Annotated in this window: 11 protein-coding genes; 9 read left to right on the top strand and 2 right to left on the bottom strand. The window is 66.7% G+C overall.

Annotated elements, in window-relative coordinates:
* Positions 1 to 98 precede the first annotated feature (98 nt).
* Entirely contained in the window at positions 99 to 1,280 is a 1,182-nt protein-coding gene (gene pncB / locus SMAL_RS02855) for a nicotinate phosphoribosyltransferase (protein ID WP_012510022.1), read from the top strand.
* Positions 1,281 to 1,299: 19 nt separating this feature from the next.
* Here the strand turns inward: pncB and SMAL_RS02860 are convergent, their stop codons facing one another.
* Positions 1,300 to 1,665: a hypothetical protein gene (locus tag SMAL_RS02860; RefSeq protein WP_004143030.1), complete on the bottom strand. Its 366-nt coding sequence runs from the start codon at positions 1,663 to 1,665 to the stop codon at positions 1,300 to 1,302.
* 440 nt (positions 1,666 to 2,105) lie between these two features.
* Between SMAL_RS02860 and SMAL_RS02865 the strand changes: the two genes are divergently transcribed.
* The 8 genes from SMAL_RS02865 to SMAL_RS02900 all read left to right on the top strand — a co-directional run bounded on the left by SMAL_RS02865 (position 2,106) and on the right by SMAL_RS02900 (position 15,770).
* Positions 2,106 to 2,645 (top strand): fimbrial protein, encoded by a 540-nt coding sequence (locus SMAL_RS02865; RefSeq protein WP_004143031.1) that lies wholly within the window; start codon positions 2,106 to 2,108, stop codon positions 2,643 to 2,645.
* A gap of 85 nt (positions 2,646 to 2,730) precedes the next feature.
* Complete coding sequence (locus tag SMAL_RS02870; protein ID WP_012510023.1) at positions 2,731 to 3,462, top strand: fimbrial biogenesis chaperone; 732 nt, start codon at positions 2,731 to 2,733, stop codon at positions 3,460 to 3,462.
* A 92-nt stretch (positions 3,463 to 3,554) separates the two neighbouring features.
* Positions 3,555 to 6,119, top strand: a complete 2,565-nt coding sequence (locus SMAL_RS02875; protein ID WP_050767026.1) for a fimbria/pilus outer membrane usher protein — start codon at positions 3,555 to 3,557, stop codon at positions 6,117 to 6,119.
* Positions 6,110 to 7,147, top strand: coding sequence for a fimbrial protein (locus SMAL_RS02880; protein WP_012510025.1), 1,038 nt, complete (start codon positions 6,110 to 6,112; stop codon positions 7,145 to 7,147). Before SMAL_RS02875 ends, SMAL_RS02880 begins: the two co-directional genes overlap by 10 nt.
* Positions 7,148 to 7,414: 267 nt before the next feature.
* The gene (gene wecB / locus SMAL_RS02885; protein WP_012510026.1) at positions 7,415 to 8,599 is read left to right on the top strand and encodes a non-hydrolyzing UDP-N-acetylglucosamine 2-epimerase; all 1,185 of its coding nucleotides are present in this window, start codon (positions 7,415 to 7,417) and stop codon (positions 8,597 to 8,599) included.
* Positions 8,596 to 10,797 (top strand): cellulose biosynthesis cyclic di-GMP-binding regulatory protein BcsB, encoded by a 2,202-nt coding sequence (locus tag SMAL_RS02890; RefSeq protein ID WP_012510027.1) that lies wholly within the window; start codon positions 8,596 to 8,598, stop codon positions 10,795 to 10,797. The genes wecB and SMAL_RS02890 overlap by 4 nt, the downstream gene beginning before the upstream one ends.
* Before the next feature lie 6 nt (positions 10,798 to 10,803).
* A complete protein-coding gene (locus SMAL_RS02895) occupies positions 10,804 to 12,951 on the top strand; it encodes a glycosyl transferase family protein (RefSeq protein WP_012510028.1) in 2,148 nt (715 codons plus the stop codon).
* Positions 12,948 to 15,770 carry an NfrA family protein gene (locus SMAL_RS02900; protein WP_012510029.1) on the top strand — a complete coding sequence of 941 codons (2,823 nt, stop codon included), beginning with the start codon at positions 12,948 to 12,950 and terminating at the stop codon, positions 15,768 to 15,770. Before SMAL_RS02895 ends, SMAL_RS02900 begins: the two co-directional genes overlap by 4 nt.
* On the opposite strand, the gene SMAL_RS02905 is transcribed toward SMAL_RS02900, so the two are convergent.
* Entirely contained in the window at positions 15,764 to 16,768 is a 1,005-nt protein-coding gene (locus SMAL_RS02905) for a DUF4434 domain-containing protein (RefSeq protein WP_012510030.1), read from the bottom strand. The genes SMAL_RS02900 and SMAL_RS02905 overlap by 7 nt on opposite strands.
* Between the last annotated feature and the right edge of the window lie 9 nt (positions 16,769 to 16,777).

Genomic DNA, 16,777 nt, shown 5'->3' on the forward strand with positions numbered 1-16,777 from the left:
ACGCTCGGCTCAGGCAACACATCCAGCCGAGCGTGGGCTCGGCTCTACGGAGGGCGGGCGCGCCCACGGTTCACTCCGCCGGGCGCATAATCCGCCCCATGCCTATCATCCAGTCCCTGCTCGACACCGACCTGTACAAGTTCACCATGATGCAGGCGGTGCTCCACCAGCACCCCGGCGCCCAGGTGCAGTACCGGTTCAAGTGCCGCACGCCCGGCATCGACCTGGCCCATTACATCGACCAGATCGACGAAGAGATCGACCACCTGTGCAGCCTGCGTTTCAGCGACGCGGAGCTGGACTACATGCGTGGCCTGCGCTTCGTGAAGCCGGACTTCGCCGATTTCCTCGGCCTGTTCCACCTCGACCGCAAGTACATCCAGCTGCGCGCATCGAAGACCGTGCCCGGCGAGATCGAACTGGACATCACCGGGCCCTGGCTGCACACCATCCTGTTCGAAGTGCCGCTGCTGGCGATCATCAACGAAGTCTGGTTCCGCAACACCACCACCGCCGACTTCGCCGAGGGCGAGCGCCGCCTGCAGGCCAAGGCCGCGCTGCTGCGTGATACCCCGGGGTTCGAGCAGTGCCGCATCGCCGACTACGGCAGCCGCCGCCGCTACTCGCGTGACTGGCATGCCCGTCTGCTGCCGCTGCTGCGCGATGCGCTCGGCCCGCAGCTGGTCGGCACCAGCAACGTACACTTCGCGCGCCTGTATGGCATGACTCCGCACGGCACCATGGCTCATGAGTACCTGCAGGCGTTCCAGGCGCTCGGCCCGCGCCTGCGTGATTCGCAGGTGGCGGCACTGGAATCGTGGGCACGCGAATATCGCGGCGACCTCGGCATCGCGCTGTCCGACGTGGTCGGCCTGGACGCGTTCCTGCGCGACTTCGATATGTACTTCTGCAAGCTGTTCGACGGCGTGCGCCACGACTCGGGCGATCCGTTCGACTGGGGTGACCGCATGCTGGCGCATTTTCAGCAGCGCCGGGTCGATCCACGCAGCAAGGTGCTGGTGTTCAGCGATGGCCTCGACATCGTCAAGGTGATGCGCCTGTATGACTACTTCCGTGGTCGCTGCCAGGTCGCCTTCGGCGTCGGCACCCATCTGACCAATGATCTGGGTCCGACGCCGCTCAACATCGTCATCAAGATGGTCCGCTGCAACGGCCAGCCGGTCGCCAAGCTCAGCGACTCGCCGGGCAAGAGCATGTGCGACGACCCTGGTTACCTGACATACCTGCGCCAGGTCTTCGAGTTGCCGCAGCCGGAGTAACGCCGGCCTGCTGCAGGTCTTACAGGTAGTCGACCACGACCAGGTAGGCGCCCTGCAGCGGCTGCTGCTTCGAAGCCTGCACGCTGTAGCGTTCGGAGAAGGCGATATCGCCGGCGCGCATCGCGCTGGCCGACACCGACAGCTTCTGGCCCTGGCGCTTGCCATCGCGCAGCGTCGCGGCCTGGCCATCGGCCAGCGCCGTCACGGCCACCGTCGAGCCCTTGGCCGACGGCGGGCAGGCCGCCAGGCTCAGTTCGCCCTGGGACAGGTTCGTCGTGCAGCCCGGCTCAGCGATGTGACCGCTGAAACGGATGCTGCCGCTGCTGGCCTGGGCCAGCGCACTGACGGACATCAGGGCCACACACAGCAGGATGGAGTTCCTCATGACACGTTCTCTGGTTCGTTCGGTGTTTCCTAGTTAGCGACAGGTTGGACCCGGCTTTAATAGGACAAATCCGAATCTGCTAGGGCCATCACCGAGAAAGAGTGATGCGCATCAAGAAAGCTGTTTTTCAGGGAGAAATGGCGACTTTTTGCGTGCGCGCCCGGCGCAGCCAGCCGCCTCCGCGAAGGCTGCGGGTGACCGCTCGCCCCCGCTGACTCGATTTCGGCTACCACGTCACACTTGAGGCGTCAATAAACCGTCGTTCAGAAAAATAATGAGACTTTCATCACAGTTGTGCCTATACTTGCGTCACGGATTCAGGGGAAGGTATGTCCGAGTCCGGCCACAGGTGAGACGCAAGGATGGGTCCTGATAGCCCGGCAGTGCTCCTTGCTTCCTCCTCTACTTCTCATCTCTTCAGTAGGGTTAGGTAAAAGCGAATGCACAAGATCAATCTCATCGCCGCTGTGATGCTGGCCGCCGCTCCGCTGGCCGCCAACGCCGCCGACGGCACCATCACCTTCAATGGCAAGGTGACCGACAAGACCTGCACCATCTCGACCCCGGGCGGCAAGGACTTCGCCGTCAACCTGCCGACCGTGTCCAAGAACACCCTGGCCAATGCCGGTGCCGTTGCGGGTCGTACCCCGTTCGCGATCAACCTGACCAAGTGCAGCGCCGGCAACGTCGCGACCTACTTCGAGCCGGGTTCGACCGTTGACTTCAACACCGGCCGCCTGCTGAACCAGGCTTCGGCCAACGCTGCCACCAACGTGCAGCTGCAGCTGCTGGGCTCCAACAACCAGGTCCTGCCGATCAAGGCAGCCGGCGCTGGCCTGGCCCAGACCAACTCGCAGTGGGTCACCGTCGGCACCGACGGCTCGGCCGACCTGAGCTACTACGCTGAGTACTACGCCACTGCCGCCGCCACCCCGGGCGACGTCACCAGCAGCGTCAAGTACACGATCATCTACAACTGATCGTAGCCGTACCCGCATTGGCCGGCGTACGCGCCGGCCAATGCTCCGCGGCCTCTGGCCACACACCTCGAGCGTAGTACTTCCGATGAAAGCAATCTTTCCCCGGGCGCTGCTGCTGGCAGCGTTCACGCTGCCCTTCTGCCAGAACGCACTGGCCGGCGTGGTGGTCAACGGCACGCGAGTGATCTATCCGGCGCAGGCGCGCGAAGTCACCGTGCAGGTCGACAACGTGGGCGATTCGCCGGCGCTGGTGCAGGCCTGGATCGACAGCGGCGACGCCAACCAGACCGCCGATACCAGCGATGCACCGTTCGTGCTGACACCGCCGATCGCGCGCGTCGAGCCGGGCCGCAGCCAGGCGCTGCGCCTGATCTTCTCCGGCGCGCAGCTGCCGACCGACCGCGAGTCGGTGTTCTGGCTCAACGTGCTGGATGTGCCGCCGTCGCCGGACAACGCCGACAACAGTGGCGAACAGAATTACCTGCAGGTCGCGTTTCGTTCGCGCCTGAAGCTTTTCTACCGGCCGCAGGGCCTGAAGGGCGTTGCCAACGACGCACCGGCAGCGCTGCGCTGGACCCGCAATGGCGACCGCCTGCGGGTGGAAAACCCGAGCCCCTTCCACGTCACGCTGGCTGAAGTGCATGCCGTGACCGGCAGCAGTGAAAAGGCCGTCGAGGACAAGGGCGCGATGGTTGCGCCGAAGCAGAGCCTGGAGTTCGCCGCACCGGCGGGCACCAACCAGGTCCGCTTCATCACCATCAACGACTACGGCGGCCGGGTGGAACACACCATCCGCCTCGGCAGCACCGGGGGCTGAACGCGCCGCGCTGGCTCATGGCCTGCGCATCCCGCCACCGCCGCCGTGCGGCGAATTGAAGGAATGTCAGTGTGATCGGAAACAGATTGACATTGTCGATCCATCAGGCGCTTTGCCTGTTGGTTGCTGGCGTGGCCTGCCCAGGATGGGCGCTGGCTGCCCCGGCCAATCTCGGCGAACAGGCGCTGATGGCGCAGAGTGGTGCGGCCAATGCGCGTGCACCGGAATCGGCCCAGTTCAACTCCAGCTTCCTGTCTGGCCAGGCCAAGCAGGTCGATCTGGCGGCCTTCAGCAACGGCAACCCGATGGTGGCCGGCACCTATCGCGTCGACGTCTACGTCAACGGTGCCTGGCAGGGCCGTCGCGATCTGCAGTTCAAGGCCGATGCGCAGGGCCGTGTCGACGCCTGCCTGCCGCTGCCGATGCTGGAAGAAATGGGCGTGGACAGCGAGGCCGTGCTGCTGCAGCAGGACCCGTCCGTGCCGGCCGACAAGACCAGCTGCGTGCCGGTGCAGCAGCGCATGAGCAACGCCTACGGCATCTATGACAGCGGCAACCTGCGCTACGACCTCAGCATTCCGCAGGTGTTCCTGCGCCGCGAGGCGCGCGGCTACGTCAATCCGGCACTGTGGGACCGTGGCATCAATGCCGGCTTCGTCGGCTACAGCTTCAATGCGATCAACAGCGACAGCCGCGTCGAAGGTGGCCAGCGCAACCGCAGTGCCTACCTCGGCCTCAATGCCGGCCTGAACCTGGGCGGCTGGCAGTTCCGCCACGACTCGAACCTGACCTGGTCCGAGGGTGACGGCCGCCATTGGCAGAGCATCGCCACCTACGCACAGCGCGGTATCCCGCAGGTGCGCGGCATGCTCACCATCGGTGAGGCCTACACCACCGGTGAACTGTTCGATTCGATCGGCTATCGCGGCGCCAGCCTGGCCAGCGATGACCGCATGCTGCCCGACTCGCTGCGCGGTTATGCGCCGGTCGTGCGCGGCATCGCCGAAACCAACGCACGCGTTGAAGTGCGCCAGAACCAGCAGCTGATCTACTCCTCCACCGTGTCGCCGGGCAGCTTCGTCATCGACGATCTGTACCCGACCGGCTACGGCGGCGACCTGGAAGTGAGCGTGATCGAGGCCGATGGCCGCCGCCGCGAATTCAAGGTGCCGTTCGGTTCGGTGCCGCAGATGCTGCGCGAAGGCGTGTCGCGTTACTCGCTGACGGCCGGCCAGGTGCGCAACAAGCTGCTGGCCGATGAGCCGTGGCTGGTGCAGGGTACCTACCAGCGCGGTATCGGCAACCAGCTGACCCTGTACGGCGGCAGTGCACTGAGCGATGGCTACCTGTCGCTGCTGTACGGCGTCGGCCTGTCCACGCCGGTCGGCGCGTTCGCCGCCGACGTCACCCACGCACGTACGACGTTCGACCACTACGGCAACCACACCGGTGCCAGCGTGCGCTTGAGCTACAGCAACATGATCGGCGAGACCGGGACCAACCTGACCCTGGCCGCCTACCGCTATTCGACCGAAGGCTTCTACAGCCTGCAGGACGCGCTGTATGGGCGCGATTCGGACAAGCGCGGCATCGATCCGACCACCCGCGGCCGCCAGCGCAGCCAGTTCCAGGTGACGCTGAACCAGCCGCTGGGCCGTCGTGGCGGCGCACTGTACGTGACCGGTTCGGTGCGTGACTTCTACGATCGCCCGGGCACCTCCAAGCAGTACCAGGTGGGCTACAACAACGCCTGGCGCTCGGTGAACTATGGTTTCTCGGCGCTGCGTACCGAAGAAGGCCTGCTCGGCCGTTCCGATACCCAGTACCTGCTGTCGATGAGCGTGCCGCTGGGCCGTGGTACCCACCCGGTGTCGTTCAGCGCCGATGTCGGCGTGCGCGACCGCGGTGGCTACGACAACAGCCGCGTCGGCATCACCGGTTCTGCCGGCGTCGACAACAACTTCAGCTATGGCGCGGCGCTGTCCGATTCCCGCGAGGGTGGCACCACCGCAGTCGGCAACGCCGAGTACCGCAGCCGCTACACCGCGTTGAATGCCACCTACAGCCACTCGCGCGATTTCCGCCAGGCCTCGGTCGGCGCCAACGGCAGCGTGGTCGTGCATCCTGGCGGCTTCACCTTCACCCCGCAGCGTGGCGATACCATGGTGCTGGTGGAAGCACCGGGCGCACGCGATGCGATCGTCAGCAACGCCCCCGGCCTGCGTGTCGATGGCCGCGGCTACGCCGTGGTCCCGTACGTGTCGCCGTACCGCCTCAACACCGTCACCCTCGACCCGCAGGGCATGGCCCACGACGTCGAACTGGAAAGCACCAGCCAGTCGGTGGCACCGTTCGCCGGTGCGATCAGCTACCTGCGCTTCGATACCCGCAAGGGCAACGCGCTGCTGATCCAGGTCCGCAACACCGATGGCCGCACGCTGCCGTTCGGCGCGCAGGTCAAGGACGAGCAGGGCCAGCCGGTGGGCATGGTCAGCCAGGGTGGCCGCCTGTACGTGCGCAGCGAGAAGAACCAGGGCCAGTTGCAGGTCGAGTGGGGCGCAGGTGCCGACCAGCGCTGCACCATTGATTACCAGGTACCGGCGGGCGCCGATGCGTCCAAGACCGGCTTCATCCCGCTGGAGGCAGCATGCCGATGATTTCTTCCCGTGGCCGCAAGGCACTGGCCGCGTTGGCCCTGCTGGGTGGCGTGCTGCTGGCGCAGCAGGCCAGTGCGGCCTGCCGCATCCAGGTCAACGGTTTCGTTGCGCAGGACGTGCAGATGGACATGGGTCAGATCGTGATCCTGCCCAGTACGCCCGTGGGCGGCGTGATCAAGGAAATCAGCGTGCCGATCAACCAGCAGAACAGCGTTGCCCGCTGTGACTACTGGTATAGCGGCTACTCGACAGGCGAGTACGTCAACGCGCCGCAGAAGCGACCGGTGGCTGGCTTTGCCAACGTCTATGAGACCGGCGTGGCCGGTGTGGGCATCCGCCTGTTCCGCGACTCCGGCGCGATCCAGGCCTATTACCCACATACCATCAATTTCGCGGCCAACTCCACGATCTCGCTGATCGGTGGCCAGTTCCGCATCCAGCTGATCAAGACCGCCGCGCAGACCGGGTCGGGCGTGATTGCACCGAACGGTCGCTTCACCACCTACTACTTCGATGGTGATGGCCCCAGCCGCCCGGTGCTGACCTCCACCTTCAGGGGCTCGGGCACCACCGTGGTCAGCCCGACCTGCGAAGTGCAGGCCGGCAGCCGCAACATCGCCGTTGATTTCGGCAGCGTGCCCAACACCACGTTCACCGGCGTTGGTTCGCGTGCGGTCGATCGTGACTTCGAGATCCGCCTGAACTGCCAGGGCAGCAACGTTGCTGCCTACCAGAGCAAGATCGGCATCCGCCTCGACGCCGACCAGGACAGCTCGAACATGCCCGGTGTGCTGAAGCTGAGCGCGGCCACCAACAGCGCCACCCGCATCGGCATCCAGATGGTCCAGCGTGATGGCAGCACCGAGCGCGAGGTGCGTTTCGGCCAGACCGTCAACGTCGGCACCACCGTGCCGGGTACCAGTGTCATGGCGCTGCCGCTGCGCGCCCGCTATGTGCAGACCCAGGCCGGTACCGTCGGCGCTGGTGTCGCAAACGGCCAGGCGACCTTCACCATCCAGTACGAGTAAGGCGGCCGCAGGCCACCGCCACCGCTACGTTCCACCGCAACGTCACCTGTTCCGCAGGTGGCGTTGACTGCGTCTTGATCTTCCAACGATGAAGATCAGTGCCACGACGCACGTACAACCACATGAATGTGATGTATGTCGCGAATTTGGAGTTTCCTCATGAGGTGACCGTCTCCTGCCCACGGGTGTTGGACGGGAACGCCGAAAGGATCCAGACGTGGCTACAGCTGCCCGCATCCCCCCGCGCCAGCCTTCGGGAGCGCTGCGGTGAAGGTCCTGTCCGTGTTCGGCACACGGCCGGAGGCGATCAAGATGGGGCCGCTGGTGCGGGCTTTGGCAGAGTCTGCCGACATCGAGTCGGTGGTCTGCATCACCGGCCAGCACCGGGCGATGCTCGACCAGGTGATGTCGCTGTTCGAGATCACCGCCGACCATGACCTCGATGTCATGGTGCCCAACCAGACCCTCAACGGCCTGTGCGCCAGGCTGTTCGAACGGCTTGACGCGCTCTACACACAGGTTCGCCCGGACCGCGTGCTGGTGCATGGTGATACCACCACGGCGATGACCGCCGCGCTGGCTGCGTTTCATCACCGCATTCCAATCGGCCACGTCGAGGCCGGCCTGCGCACCGGTGACATCAACCGGCCATGGCCGGAGGAAATGAACCGGCGGGTGATCGACGTGGTCGGCCACCAGCTGTATGCGCCCACCGCCAGCTCGCGCGCCAACCTGGCCCGCGAACACCTGGGCGGGCAGATCCTGGTCACCGGCAACACCGTCATCGATGCCCTGCAGCAGACCGTACAGCGGCTGGATGCTGACCCGGCCCTGCGCGCGCAGGCCGACGCGCCCTTCCACATGCTCGACCCGCGGCGGCGCCTGCTGCTGGTCACCGGCCACCGCCGCGAGAGCTTCGGCCAGGGTTTCGAGGACATCTGCCGCGCACTGGCCGAGCTGGCGCGACGCACGGACCTGCAGGTGCTGTACCCGGTGCACCTCAACCCGAATGTACAGGGCCCGGTCAACGCCCACCTCGGCCACCTCGACAACGTGCACCTGGTGCCGCCGCAGGACTACCTGCGCTTCGTGCGCCTGATGCAGCGCGCCGACGTGATCCTCACCGATTCCGGTGGCGTGCAGGAAGAAGCGCCGGCGCTGGCCAAGCCCGTTCTGGTGATGCGCGATGTCACCGAGCGTCCGGAGGCGGTCGAGGCGGGTGTGGTGACGCTGGTCGGCACCACCCCTTCGCGCATCGTCGAGGCGGTCAACGCCGCGTTGGCACAGCCACCGCAGCCGACCCACTTCGACCCCGATGCCAGTCCCTACGGCGATGGTCGCGCCAGTGTGCGCATCGTCGCCGCCTTGCGTGGGCAACCACTGCCCGAGTTCTCACCCGTCGTCCACGGTGGCGCTGCCAACCACCCTCATCCGCATGAAGTGATGCCATGACCCAGACCGGCCGCTCTCCCTTGTTTGCTTCCGCTGCCGCGTTCGTCCTCTCGGGCGTGGTCGCCAGTGCCCATGCCGCCGACAGCGTTGCCGGCCAGTTCGCCGAATGGAGCGGCGACAGTACGGTGAACCGGCAGATGAGCCTGCGCGAACTCGGCTTCCGCCAGCCGCTGGTATTGAGCGGGCAGGAAAGCCAGCGAGAGATTTACCTGCCGGTGCCGGCCGGTGTCGCCACCCGCGACGCGCAGCTGCAGCTGGACGGGCGCTATGTGCGCGGCCACGCTGGGCGCACTTCCGGTTTGTGGTCGGTCGACGGCGACCCGATCGCCGCGCGTTCGATCACCGATGCGCAGGGCGACGCCAGCCAGCTGCTGGCCATCGATGGCGAACCGCGCCAGAACGGTTTCGTGCGGGTCGGCGTCGGCTGGTGGTCGATCGTTTCCGATTACCAGTGCGCCGACCAGAGCGCACCGGCCAACGTGCTGCGGTTGTCGCCGGATTCGCGTTTCAGCTACCGCTTCGACGGCCGCGCCGTGGACACCGTGGCCAAGGCCTGGGGCGCGCTGCCGCCACGGGTGCGCCTGCTGGTGGATGGCAGAGCTCTGCAGGCGCCTGTCTATGATGCCGCCTGGCGCATCGGTACCGCGCTGCAGGCCGGTGGCAAGCAGGTGCAGGTGGTCGCGCTGCCGAAGGTTGGCGACAGCGTCGACCTGACCGGCATCAGCATCCCGGCCAGCCTGCAGGGCGTGCCGGCCTATGCTGCGCTGGCGTCGGGCGAGCGCGCGTATGTGCTGAAGGATCTGGCCGAAGTCGGTGTGCTGCTGTCGTTGCGTGACAGCGGGCCGTTGGCCGCCGATGCGATGATCGGCAGCGATGCGCTGAGGGCTGGAGTACGCGCGGCGCTGGACGCGCTCGCTGCGCAGGTCGGCGCCACTGGCGCTGATGCGGGCACGGCGTTCGCCGCGTGGCGCGGTACCGGCATGGGCGGCCTGGAAAAGCCCGCAGACAATGGCTCGGTCAGCGTGGTCGCCGTTGCCGGCCGTCCGACGCTGGTGGTCGATCCGGCGGCGGCCGGCAAGGTCGCCGGGTTGTTCGCCGATCAGTGGCGCAGCTATGCGCTGGGCCGCAGCCTGCAGGTCACCGCGGCCGGCATGCCGAAGCTCGACGGCGACCAGGTGCTGCTGAGTCGGCTCGGCAACATCGCAGGCACGATGGACGTGGTCACCCGCGCCGATCGCAGCGCCACCTTCGACCTCGGTGCGTTGTCGGCCGATGGCCGCCTGCCCGAGCAGGTGGTGATCGATGTCTCTGCGGCGCCGAACGCGGCCGGGCAGGGCGCGGTAGCCACGATCTATTTCAATGACTACCTGCTGGGTGGGAAGGTGCTGGCCGCCAATGGCCAGCCGCAGCGGCTGGTGGCCAAGGTGCCGGCCTATGCACTGTCGGCGCGCAACGAGATCCGCGTCAGCTTCCTGCGCCAGCCGGCACGCCCGTACTGCCACGATCCGGCCACTGGCTATCCGGTCTCGATCCTGCCCAGCAGCCACCTGACCCTTGCCAAGCGTTCGCTCGGCAGTGACTTCGTCGGTGCCAGCAGCCAGCTCTCGCGCGGCAGCCAGGTATTCGTGCCCGGCACCTGGCTGCAGGACGCGCCGACCTCGCTTGCCAAGGTCATCGCCATCGCCAGTGCAGTGGGTGCATCACCGGAGGCCTCGGAACTGAAGGTGGTCGACGCCGGTGCCGCGGTCAGTCCGGGAGCGCCGTGGCTGGCGTTCGGCGTGGCACCGGCCGGTGTCGATGTGGCCGGCCTGAAGGACGGCCACCTGCTGATCGGCGGCACGCCGCAGCCGCTGCTGGATGTCAGCGGCCTGGACCGCGCCGCGGTGGTGCAGGTCGGCACCTCCGGCGGCCAGCTCGGCGTGTTGTACAGCGACCTGGGTGCGCAGGCACCGTCGTTCGGCGCGCCGTTCCGGTTGCTGCGTGGTGATCTCGCCGTGCTCGACGGCAGTGATGCCGTCCGTGAGTTCGACCGCCAGGACCCCTATGGGAGCCGCGTTGCCGAGGACGGCAATCCGCAATCGAAGTGGGAACGGCACATGGTCTGGTTGCTGCTGCTGGTCGGCGTGATCGTGTTCGCGCTGCTGGCTGCCCGCGTCACCCAGGTGCGCCGCCGCAAGTCCGCCAACACAGGGCACTGATCCACCGTGGACGGTCTGTTCTGGAACATCCAGCTGGCCAACTACTACGCCGCACTGGAAGCCACGGCGGCGGCGGTGGCCGTGCTGATCCTGATCTCCAGTCTCGATGACCTGTTCATCGATGTCTGGTACTGGGTCCGCGAAAGCTGGCGCGCGCTCACCATCAAGCGTCGCGATGCCTACAAGCCGTTGACCCAGGAAGACCTGCTGCAGCGACCGGAGCAGCCGCTGGCGATCATGGTGCCAGCGTGGATGGAGTACGACGTCATCGCGCAGATGGTCGAGAACATGATCAACGTACTCGACTACCGCGAGTACGTCGTGTTCGTCGGCACCTATCCCAACGACCAGCAGACCATTGATGAAGTGGAGCGCATGCGCCGCCGCTACAAGCGCCTGCGCCGCGTGGAAGTGCCGCACGACGGGCCGACCAGCAAGGCCGACTGCCTGAACTGGCTGATCCTGGCCATCTTTGAGTACGAGAAGCGCCACGACATCGAGTTCGCCGGTGTGATCCTGCACGACAGCGAGGACGTGCTGCATCCGATGGAACTGCGCTTCTACAACTACCTGCTGCCACGCAAGGACATGATCCAGCTGCCGGTTACCTCGCTGGACCGCGAGTGGTACGAGCTGGTGGCCGGCGTTTACATGGACGAGTTCGCCGAATGGCATGCCAAGGATCTGGTGGTGCGCGAGAGCGTGTCCGGCATGGTGCCCTCGGCGGGCGTCGGTACCTGCTTCTCGCGACGCGCGCTGCTGGCGTTGAGTGCACAGACCGACAACCAGCCCTTCAACACCGACAGCCTCACCGAAGACTACGACGTCGGTGCACGACTGGCGGCGATGGGCATGCAGTCGATCTTCGCGCGCTTCCCGGTGCAGTTCCGCGTGCGCCGGCCCTCGTGGTTCGGCTGGGGCCCGGTGCGCGAACGCACCCAGCAGATGGCCCTGTGCGTGCGCGAGTACTTCCCCGACAACTTCCGCGCTTCCTACCGGCAGAAGGCACGCTGGGTGCTGGGCATCGGCCTGCAGAGCTGGGAGTCGCTGGGCTGGCGCGGCTCGCTGGCCACCAAATACCTGCTGGCGCGAGACCGCAAGGGCATCATCACCTCGTTCGTCAGCATCATCGCCTACGTCATCTTCCTGCAGCTGCTGTTGTTCTGGCTGCTGAAAATGACCGGGGTATGGACGATGCAGTTTCCCAGCGTGTTCCAGCCCGGTACCTGGCAGATGAACGTGGCGCTGCTGACCACGGCTGCACTGGCGACCCGCGTCGTGCAGCGCTTCTACTTCGTCAACCGGCTGTATGGCTGGGAACATGCGCTGATGTCGATCCCGCGCATGGTGGTCGGCAACATGATCAATTTCATGGCCACCGCGCGTGCCTGGAAGGTGTTCCTGGCCTACCTGCTGTTCGGCAAGCGCATGGTCTGGGACAAGACCATGCACGATTTCCCGGATGCGGCGCAGCTGGTACAGACCCGCAAGCAGCTGGGCGAACTGCTGGGCACCTGGCAGGCCGTTGAACCCGAACGCCTGCAGCAGGCGCTGGACCAGCAGCATGCCGGCCGGCAGCAGCCGTTGGGCCGCATCCTGCTTACCCAGGGCTGGCTGGACGATGAAACACTGGCCGAGGCGATCGCCTTCCAGGGTGACCTGCCACGCGCGGTGATCGACGTGGATTACCTGCGTGCCTGCCAGTTCCCGGTCAGTGCCGATGCCTGCGTGCAATGGCGGATGCTGCCGCTGCCGCCGCGTCAGGAAGGTACCCTGCGGCTGGCCGTGGCCAGCCCATTGCCCGAAGAGGCATTGGCACTGCTGAAGCAGGAAACCCGCAGCGAGCACATTGAACAGAGCATCGCCCGCGAAAGCGAGATCAACGCGGGACTGCGCCTGATCGGTGGCGACCGGCAGTGGCACCTGGACAACGTGCCACTGCTGGGCGACCTGCTGGTGGAAATGCGCCTGATCGATCACGCACGCTTCGAGATCGCACTGGACGACTACAAGCCGCAGCGCGACGGCCGCATCGGCGATTACCTGGTGAAGCAGGGCATCACCACCGAGGAGGCCGTGGCCCAGGCCATGCAGGAACAGCGCCGGCGTGCGGCCACGCTGCAGTCGCCGCCTCCCGGAGCCTTGCCGGCATGAAGACCACGCTGCTGTCCACCGTCATTGCTATCGCGCTGGCTACAGCCACCGCACCGGTACTGGCACAGGCCGATGCGCCGCTGCCATTGTCCGGTGCGGCCTACCGCATCGCCGAGCAGGCGTTTGCCGCCTATGAACGTGGCGATTACCCCGCGGCCTACCAGCAGTCCAGTGAAGCGATCCGGCTGCGCCCGGATGTGGTGCGGCTGCGCCTGCTGCAGATCTATGCGCTGCAGAAGCTCGGTCGTGGCGCAGAAGCGCAGCAGCGGGCGCGCCGTGCGCTGGACGCGGGGATGAAGGATCCGGCTTTGCCGGCGCTGGCCGCCGCTGTGCCCAAGACGACCACAGGTGCGGCGCGTAGCGCAGCGTTGCCACGTGCGTCCGCCACGGCGGCCGACCGCAACAGCCGGCAGGCCTACCTGCTGGCAACCGAAGCCTATGCGGCCTACGACGCCGGGCAGATGGGCATTGCCGCCAGCAAGGCCGAGCAGGCGTTCCGGCAGCAGCCGAAGCAGGGCGCGTGGGCGCTGCTGTGGGTGGCGGCGCTGGAGGCTCAGCAACAGCCCGAACAGGCCGACGTCGCCATCAGCACCGCGCTGCAGCTGGGGGCACCCAACGTCGAGGAACTGCGCGCGCGCCGCGTGGTGCTGACGCGCCAACGCGCGCTGCTGCTGGCCCAGCAAGCCTATCGATCGCTGTCCGCAGGTGATGATGCCGCGGCCATTGGACATGCGCGCGACGCCGTGAAGCTGGCACCGGAGGTGGCTTCATACCGGTTGCTGCTGATCACCGCGCAGCTGCAGGGCGATCAGCTGGCCGACGCTGAGCACAGTGCCGATCAGGCACTGCAGGTGGATGCCAACGACCTCAATGCACGGGTCATGCGCGGTTACCTGCGCCAGCGCCAGGGCAGCACGTTGCGGGCCAATGAGGATTTCGACGCCGCGCTTGCCACGCCGGGATCAACCGCGCAGCAGCGCAACGTGCGCCTGCTCGCGGTGGATGCGGCACTGGCTGCCGGCGATCGGGTGCGTGCGGCTGCACTGCTGGCACCGTTGCAGGCGCCAGTGCCAGCAGATGAAAAAGACGCACGGGCACAGCTGCTGTTGCAGCAGGGCATCGAGCAGCGCGCCAAGGCGATTAGCTCCAGTCGCGCGCTTCCCCGCATCAGCGCCGAGGCCTACCCGGCACCGGTCCAGCACTGCCAGTCCGGTGACAGCAGCAACGTCTGCGAGCTGATGCCGGCCGACCTTCAGGGGGATGGCGGTGCCGCGCAGCGTGCCTACGCTGCCTATGCACGCAGGGACTACGCTGACGCCATCGGTGAGGCACGGCAGGCCGTACAACTCGCACCGGAGGACGTGAACCTGCAGGGCCTGCTGACCACCGCGCTGGCAGCGGGCAACCGCGTCCAGCAGGACGAAGCGCGGCAGCGCCTGGATGCGGCACTGGCGCAGCACCCTGATGATGCGGGCGCGCTGATGCAGCGCGGCTACCTCAACCAGAAGGCACGCGAACCGGCGCGCGCACTGGCCGACTTCCATGCCGCCGAGGCCACCGGCAAGGCACCGAAAAGCGTAGTCCTCGACCAGGCCTACGCCAGCGCCGCCAACGGCGATCATCCACAGGCGGTGACGCTGCTGCGTAGCGCGATTGATCGCGCCGATGCCGGTGAGCTGCCGCTGGATGAGCACCAGCGATACAACGTGCGCAATGCCATCGCCAATTATTCGCGCGAGTGGGGCGTGATCGCCTCGGCGGGTTTCCGGGGTGCGCGCCAGGCCGCAACCAATGTCGGCGGTGCGGCGATCAGTACGCCCGGCGATTCGGTGTTCAGTACACTGGAGGCGTTCTGGCGGCCCCCGGCCTTCAACGACCAGCATGGCACGCTGGAGCTCTACGCACGCCTGCTCAACACGCTGTACGACGAGGGTGGCACCTACGAGTCGATCCGTGCGGTGGATCCGTGCACCGGCGAATCAACGCCGGATGCGCGTGCACGCGCCGAGCGCCTCAGTCATTCGCGTTCGACCACGGGTTGGCCATCCACCATCGCTTCCTTCGGCATGCGCTATGCGTTCGGCCAGACCGGGCTCAGTGCCGGTATCGAGCGCAGACAGTTCCTCGGCAGTGCCACCCGCCAGGGCGAGGTCTACCCCGCATCGGCGGCCGTGCAATGCCGCCTGCAGCTGGCGCTGAACCCACCACTGGAAGCCAGTACGCTGGCGCGCTACCGGTTGGCCAGTGGTTCCGGTGGATGGATGTCCTACCTGACCTACGGCTACTACCACGGCACCGATCTGCGCACCGATGTGAACCAGTGGTGGATGGTCAGTGGCTACGCGCAGGGGGGATATACCTGGGACGACAACGGTGCCAGCTTCACCCTTGACGCGCTCGATGCCAACGGCACACCGGTGCGGCGCGTGGGCGAGGCCAATGGCCGTCTGCATCGCGAACAGTGGTTCGCCGCTGGTGAACTACGTGCCGGCCGCAGTTTCCGCTTCGGTTCCGGGCAGACCCACTGGGTGGTCACGCCCTATGTGGTGATAGGTGCGGACTGGCTGGACCAGCGCTCGCGCGTGCGCGACCTCCGCTACCCGCTGTTGCCGTCGCAGTCGTTCGCGCTCAACGACAGCCAGCGCAGCTGGTCACTCGGCGCGGGCCCGGGCGTGGGCGTGCGCTACTGGTTCCGCGAGGACCACTACAACACGCCGCGCTCCTACCTGGATCTGACCGTGCAGTACCGCTTTGCGATCGGCGGCGGTGATACGCAGCGCGCCAAGGGCCTGTTCGCCACCGCCATCCTCTACTACTGAGGCAGGCCCCAACGTCGTCGCAGCGCCGCGGCCTGCGGGGTGTCCTGGGTCAGCCACGGCTCCAGTGCATAGACCAGCACGTGTTGCGCGCCGCTGTCGCGTGCCCATGCCAACTGCCGCTGGATGCGTGCGGCATCGGCGGTTTCGCCCTTGAATCCGCTGCCGTCGGCAGGGCCGCCGGGCAGTTCGCGGAACAGTTCAACGATCGCATCGAAACCAATGCCATGTGCATGGAAATGATCGAGCAGCGGTTGCAGCTGCTGCACGTTGCCGGCACCGGCTACACCCACACCGTCCTGCACCATCGGCCGCACCGCCGCTTGGGCCAGCACGGCCTGCCACAGCGTGACCAGGTTGCCATCGGTCTGCAGGCGGCTGAAGTAGCAGGACATCGCGCAGTCACCACCGCGTGCGCTGGCCGCCTGCACCAGCCCGTGCAGCCACTGCGCCAGCCAGTGCTGGCGGGCCGGATCGGCCCAGTGGTACTGCTCCAGCTCGTAGGGCAGGTACCAGCCCCCGAAGGCCGGCTGCTGCGCCCAGGGCGCCTGTGCCAACCAGCTGCGTGCATGCCCCAGGCTCTCGGCCAGGAAGGCCTGCAGCGTGGCATCGTCTGCGCCGATGGCCTGCCACCAGCGTTGCTGGAAGGGCAGGCCGACGCGGATGCGGATGTCGTTCTCGCTGGCAGCGGTGAACAGCTGCTGCAGGCTGCCGTCGGGCAATGACCAGTCGCCGTCACTGCCACCGACGATGCCGGTCCATTGCAGCACCAGCTGCCTGCAGCCCAGCGTACGTGCAAGCTTCAAGGATCGCTGCCAGTCGGCCAGGCCCCACTGCAGGTGGCTGCGCCAGGGCTGCAGGAAGGAGCCATCCACCTGCACCGGCAGCGAGCAGCCGGGCAGGGTGGCGAGCGTACCGGCCAACGGCGCCAGTACTGCCGCACGCAGCAGCCGGCGGCGCAACGGCGAGGACGGATCAGCAGGAAGGACTGGCGGTGGCATGCCCGCATC

This window comes from Stenotrophomonas maltophilia R551-3 (assembly GCF_000020665.1).
GTDB lineage: Bacteria > Pseudomonadota > Gammaproteobacteria > Xanthomonadales > Xanthomonadaceae > Stenotrophomonas > Stenotrophomonas maltophilia_L.

Bases quoted from the DNA above. Each gene is read 5' to 3' on its own strand.
- pncB (WP_012510022.1), top strand. From the start codon at position 99: ATGCCTATCATCCAGTCCCTGCTCGACACCGACCTGTACAAGTTCACC.
- SMAL_RS02860 (WP_004143030.1), bottom strand. From the start codon at position 1,665: ATGAGGAACTCCATCCTGCTGTGTGTGGCCCTGATGTCCGTCAGTGCG.
- SMAL_RS02870 (WP_012510023.1), top strand. From the start codon at position 2,731: ATGAAAGCAATCTTTCCCCGGGCGCTGCTGCTGGCAGCGTTCACGCTG.
- SMAL_RS02880 (WP_012510025.1), top strand. From the start codon at position 6,110: ATGCCGATGATTTCTTCCCGTGGCCGCAAGGCACTGGCCGCGTTGGCC.
- SMAL_RS02890 (WP_012510027.1), top strand. From the start codon at position 8,596: ATGACCCAGACCGGCCGCTCTCCCTTGTTTGCTTCCGCTGCCGCGTTC.
- SMAL_RS02900 (WP_012510029.1), top strand. From the start codon at position 12,948: ATGAAGACCACGCTGCTGTCCACCGTCATTGCTATCGCGCTGGCTACA.
- SMAL_RS02905 (WP_012510030.1), bottom strand. From the start codon at position 16,768: ATGCCACCGCCAGTCCTTCCTGCTGATCCGTCCTCGCCGTTGCGCCGC.
- SMAL_RS02865 (WP_004143031.1), top strand. From the start codon at position 2,106: ATGCACAAGATCAATCTCATCGCCGCTGTGATGCTGGCCGCCGCTCCG.